Here is a 3,822-nt window from a genome sequence, read left to right as displayed (position 1 = left end):
CCAAGCTTATCGCAAACTCACTTTACCATTGAAGCCAGAGTAAAAACTCGAAGAACAAGAAGCCGAAAGTTAAATCAACATTCACGAAACCCGCTCAGAAAAAGTCGACATTGAAATTAGAACAATCATAAAAAACATCTACTTTTCAATGCATTGTGGCCTTTTCTCTACGGTTACATAACGCCGCGTTAAGGTGTGAGCATCGCTTGGCTATACTTGAGCGAAGCGAAACTGCCAAGCGTTGCGAATCACTCTTAAATGCTTTGTTATGCCTAATTTATCCATATAGACAAATTAGCAAACTCTCCAACTAGCCTTTTTAAATTAGCGTGACCGATTGAAATGCCAACGCTTGTAAGGCTAAAGCTCTGCATGTCAGAATCAGCCCAAACATCAAATACATTTTCCATATATGGCCTTATTTCTATGCATTTACTCTTAATTTCTTGATTATTCATTTTCCCCTGATTAAAAAGAGCCAAGATTTTTGGTCTATCCGTTTGTGGGACATTCAACGTTTCCATTTTCTTTTCAAGGATTTCTTTAGAGTTAGCTCTAACTTGCCATTTTTCACGATCATTCAAACACGGTATAAAAAAGTCGTGACTTTGCCCAATAGAGATCTCCCTATTTGCAATTTCTTGAATATCAAACCCTTTAAGGAATAGTCCTTGATATGTTTCACCAATGATCTGTTCAAGTGAAATTGAACCCATACTTACAGACCCACACCCTGAGAACTGAAGATGTTGATAAGATGCTGAGTTTTTAGGCAGACTGCTTGAGAATGGCTGTACATGTTTATCAAAATAGTCACCCAATAACTTATGATTACCAACAGCATAGTTTTGTGTGTACCTAAACAAGAAATTTATCGCAAGGGCAGAGAGTTGATCTTTAGTCAACTTAGGTGCGATAGAAAGTGATTCATTCAGTACTATTTGTAAGATGTCTCTTTGTTCTTGCTTACTTCGATCAACCAGTAGATCAACGAGTAAGTCACCAAGGTCTTCATCACCAGTTCGAGCATATTCCTTTTGTACGGTGAACAGTGCATGCTGAAAATCAGGATCCTGTGACTTAGTAAACCCATGAGGGTTTTCTTTTTGTAATTTGTTTAGAAAGTCTTCTGTGACTTGCTCTGCTCGCTCAGCTGCTATGACCTTCGCTTCACCTGCCAGTTCGTAGAAATTAGCTTTAAAAACGTCAATAGCGACCTGCCTAACTTCGGGGTAACTTAATCCTTGAACAACATTTAATTCCTCTACTTGAAAGTTCGTAGAGTTCGCTCCGCCTTTTTGCACTTGCTTATTCATTTTTTCCCTTAGAGCTGATATTGACACTTCCACCAACTTGAATATTTGTAGAGTTTTTTCCGCCTTTTTGCACTTGCTTTTGACTACGGTTAGAAAGTATCCAGCCTATGATTGCTAGAGGAATAGAAATTGCTATACCACTAAATAACCACTCTTTATTTGCGATAATCCAGTCCATTATAAACTCCGTTGAAAATTCACTTTTAGGCATAACGCCGCATTAAGGTGTGAGCAACGCTACCACGAAACCTAACCTGACCACCGTAAACGCTGAATCCAACAGTGGAATGAAAAATGCCAAGCGTTGAGAATCACTCTTAAATGCTTTGTTAGGCGATTGGCCCCTTACACTCTCTAGAGGAGCCTTGCATAATAATGTGTTTAAGTTCATCAAGTGATTCGGGCTCGTTCAACATCTTGAAATGAACCGCTTCAGCAGGAATTGGGCAAAACGTCCCTCGAAAACTCGGCGCATGAATTATCTGACAGTATTCCTTACTTTCAGTTAACTCTATGATTAAAAATACGCCACATTCAATCACCCGTTGTACTTTAGGGCTGTCACCTATTAGCGTGTGCCACATAGATATTTTTTTATCCAGAGTAGCTGAAGAGTACAGTCTTTTTACTTTATGAAGCTCTCGGTGACAATCTTCACAAACCGTCTCTAGATCTGATTCGCAATACTCCCACGGTTTACGCCCATTTATATACAGCGAGTGATGAACATTTAAAGTTTTATCATCCTCTCCACAATGAATACATTTCCAATTATCTCGCTCCATAATCTTGAGACGCATTCTTTGCCATTTAGGGTGTTTTAAATCTTCATTTTTCCATGCCATACCAACGTCCTCAAAACTAGATCGCCTAACGCCCGCTTAAGGGGCTGACAACGCTACTACCAAGTTTCCGCATAACACCGTAACCACAAAAATCAACGCATAATAAAAATGCCACGCGTTGGAAGTCCCTCTTGAAGCGTTTGTTATGTTTTATTCCAACCAGCTGATTTTATTAAAAATAACCTTAGAAATATCAACTAGCTCAAGACATTATTGCCTTACTTCTAAAAAGTGTTTTTTTACATGATAAGCAAATATGTTTATAACGAGGATCTGCATGAGCTGTTAACGGCTGAAAAATCACTTTGTCTGAACCACAACTAAAGCATTTAGCACTTTCTGGATCTGCCGTTTTACATTCTGGATGCTTTATTAAATAGTTTTCAAGTGTCGGCAATTTCTGCCAATCATCATCCTGTGGCTTCGAATATGATACAAAATAGTAGAATGTTGCCGCCGCGCCTAAAATTAAAACTAACCAAATGAAATCCATCTCTTTTCCTCAAGTTATCCCCAAAACATAACGCCTCTTGAGGCGTTTGCTATGTTTTATTACTTACTGATTATATTGAATTTTTATAACTTTTCTTGGCTACAGCCACTTTAACTCAAAATGATAAACCAGCCTACTTTCAGCAATCATTGTTGTCGATAAGATCGCAAACAATTGAAGCGAATTAGCCTGTGGAATCAAAGGGTAAACAACACCAAAGAAAGAGAACTATCAATAACCACCAAAAAGAACAATAAACTCATAATATCAATGAATTAGAATAGGAAAACTTCTAAATCAGACTAAGTTTTCCCATTAAAATTTATATATTGATTTTGCTGAGGCTCAATAAAGCATAACGCCGCATTAAGGGGCAGGCAACGTAAACAACAAAACTCAAACTAGCCAGCCGTAACCTCAAATGCCAACCAAACCAAAACTGCCAAGCGTTGACTGTCCCTCTTGAATGCTTTGTTATGTAACTTTGCTAACTATTTCAAAGCATTACAAAGAACAGCATTACCAAATATCGTTTAACTTACATGAAAAGTTAGCAGTAACCCAGTAGAATTTGCGTGACAACGGCGAAACTGCGAGCCCTAGTTCAAAGAAAAAAATGACTACCACTAAACTTATCGCAAATCCGCTTTGCCATTAAAACCCAGAGCAAAGACTCGAAGAACAAGGAAGACGAAAACTAAACCAATATGAATAAAACTAGGTTTATAAGTTTGAAAATAACCAATATAAACAATTAGTTAAAAGTACCGAACATACAAAGCTGAAGCCAAATTCAAAGTAAAGAAATCATAAAAAACTTTAATTTTCAATACATTGCGGTCTTTTTCTTTACGGTTACATAACGCCCAATTAAGTAGTGAGCAACGCGGCCACCACACCTAAACCATTGTGCCGTAAACACTAAAACCGATTCAAACCAAAAATGCCAAGCGTTGCGAATCTGCTTAAATTGTTTGTTATGCGAATTCACGCGCATAAGCCAAGTTGAGCACGTGAAGATTACCTTAGACACGAAAAACCACAAACAAACCAAGCACTTTTTGTGAGTCACTGAACAACCGAAGTCACTATGTTACAGACCAGCTTCCAACAAGTGACTAATGGTGAATTTCAGCGAGCGACTAAACTTTTACTCCGAGAAACTTAA

Annotated in this window: 4 protein-coding genes; all 4 read right to left on the bottom strand. The window is 38.0% G+C overall.

Going from position 1 to position 3,822, the window contains the following annotated elements; all coding sequences use genetic code 11:
- Positions 1-272: 272 nt before the first annotated feature.
- On the bottom strand, positions 273-1,316 hold the full coding sequence (locus B7C60_RS00875) for an LPO_1073/Vpar_1526 family protein (protein ID WP_099610027.1): 1,044 nt from the start codon (positions 1,314-1,316) through the stop codon (positions 273-275).
- Positions 1,309-1,494 (bottom strand): hypothetical protein, encoded by a 186-nt coding sequence (locus B7C60_RS00870; protein WP_099610026.1) that lies wholly within the window; start codon positions 1,492-1,494, stop codon positions 1,309-1,311. The genes B7C60_RS00875 and B7C60_RS00870 overlap by 8 nt, the downstream gene beginning before the upstream one ends.
- 151 nt (positions 1,495-1,645) lie before the next feature.
- Positions 1,646-2,161: an HNH endonuclease gene (locus B7C60_RS17015; RefSeq protein ID WP_157928665.1), complete on the bottom strand. Its 516-nt coding sequence runs from the start codon at positions 2,159-2,161 to the stop codon at positions 1,646-1,648.
- A gap of 202 nt (positions 2,162-2,363) precedes the next feature.
- Positions 2,364-2,654, bottom strand: coding sequence for a hypothetical protein (locus B7C60_RS00860; protein ID WP_002033345.1), 291 nt, complete (start codon positions 2,652-2,654; stop codon positions 2,364-2,366).
- Positions 2,655-3,822 lie beyond the last annotated feature (1,168 nt).

The sequence above is a fragment of the Vibrio fujianensis genome (assembly GCF_002749895.1).
GTDB classification, from domain to species: Bacteria; Pseudomonadota; Gammaproteobacteria; order Enterobacterales; family Vibrionaceae; genus Vibrio; species Vibrio fujianensis.
Note: the sequence above shows the minus strand (reverse complement) of the source record. Positions and strands in the feature narration are given on the sequence as shown.

Bases quoted from the DNA above. Each gene is read 5' to 3' on its own strand.
- B7C60_RS00875 (WP_099610027.1), bottom strand. From the start codon at position 1,316: ATGAATAAGCAAGTGCAAAAAGGCGGAGCGAACTCTACGAACTTTCAA.
- B7C60_RS17015 (WP_157928665.1), bottom strand. From the start codon at position 2,161: ATGGCATGGAAAAATGAAGATTTAAAACACCCTAAATGGCAAAGAATG.
- B7C60_RS00860 (WP_002033345.1), bottom strand. From the start codon at position 2,654: ATGGATTTCATTTGGTTAGTTTTAATTTTAGGCGCGGCGGCAACATTC.
- B7C60_RS00870 (WP_099610026.1), bottom strand. From the start codon at position 1,494: ATGGACTGGATTATCGCAAATAAAGAGTGGTTATTTAGTGGTATAGCA.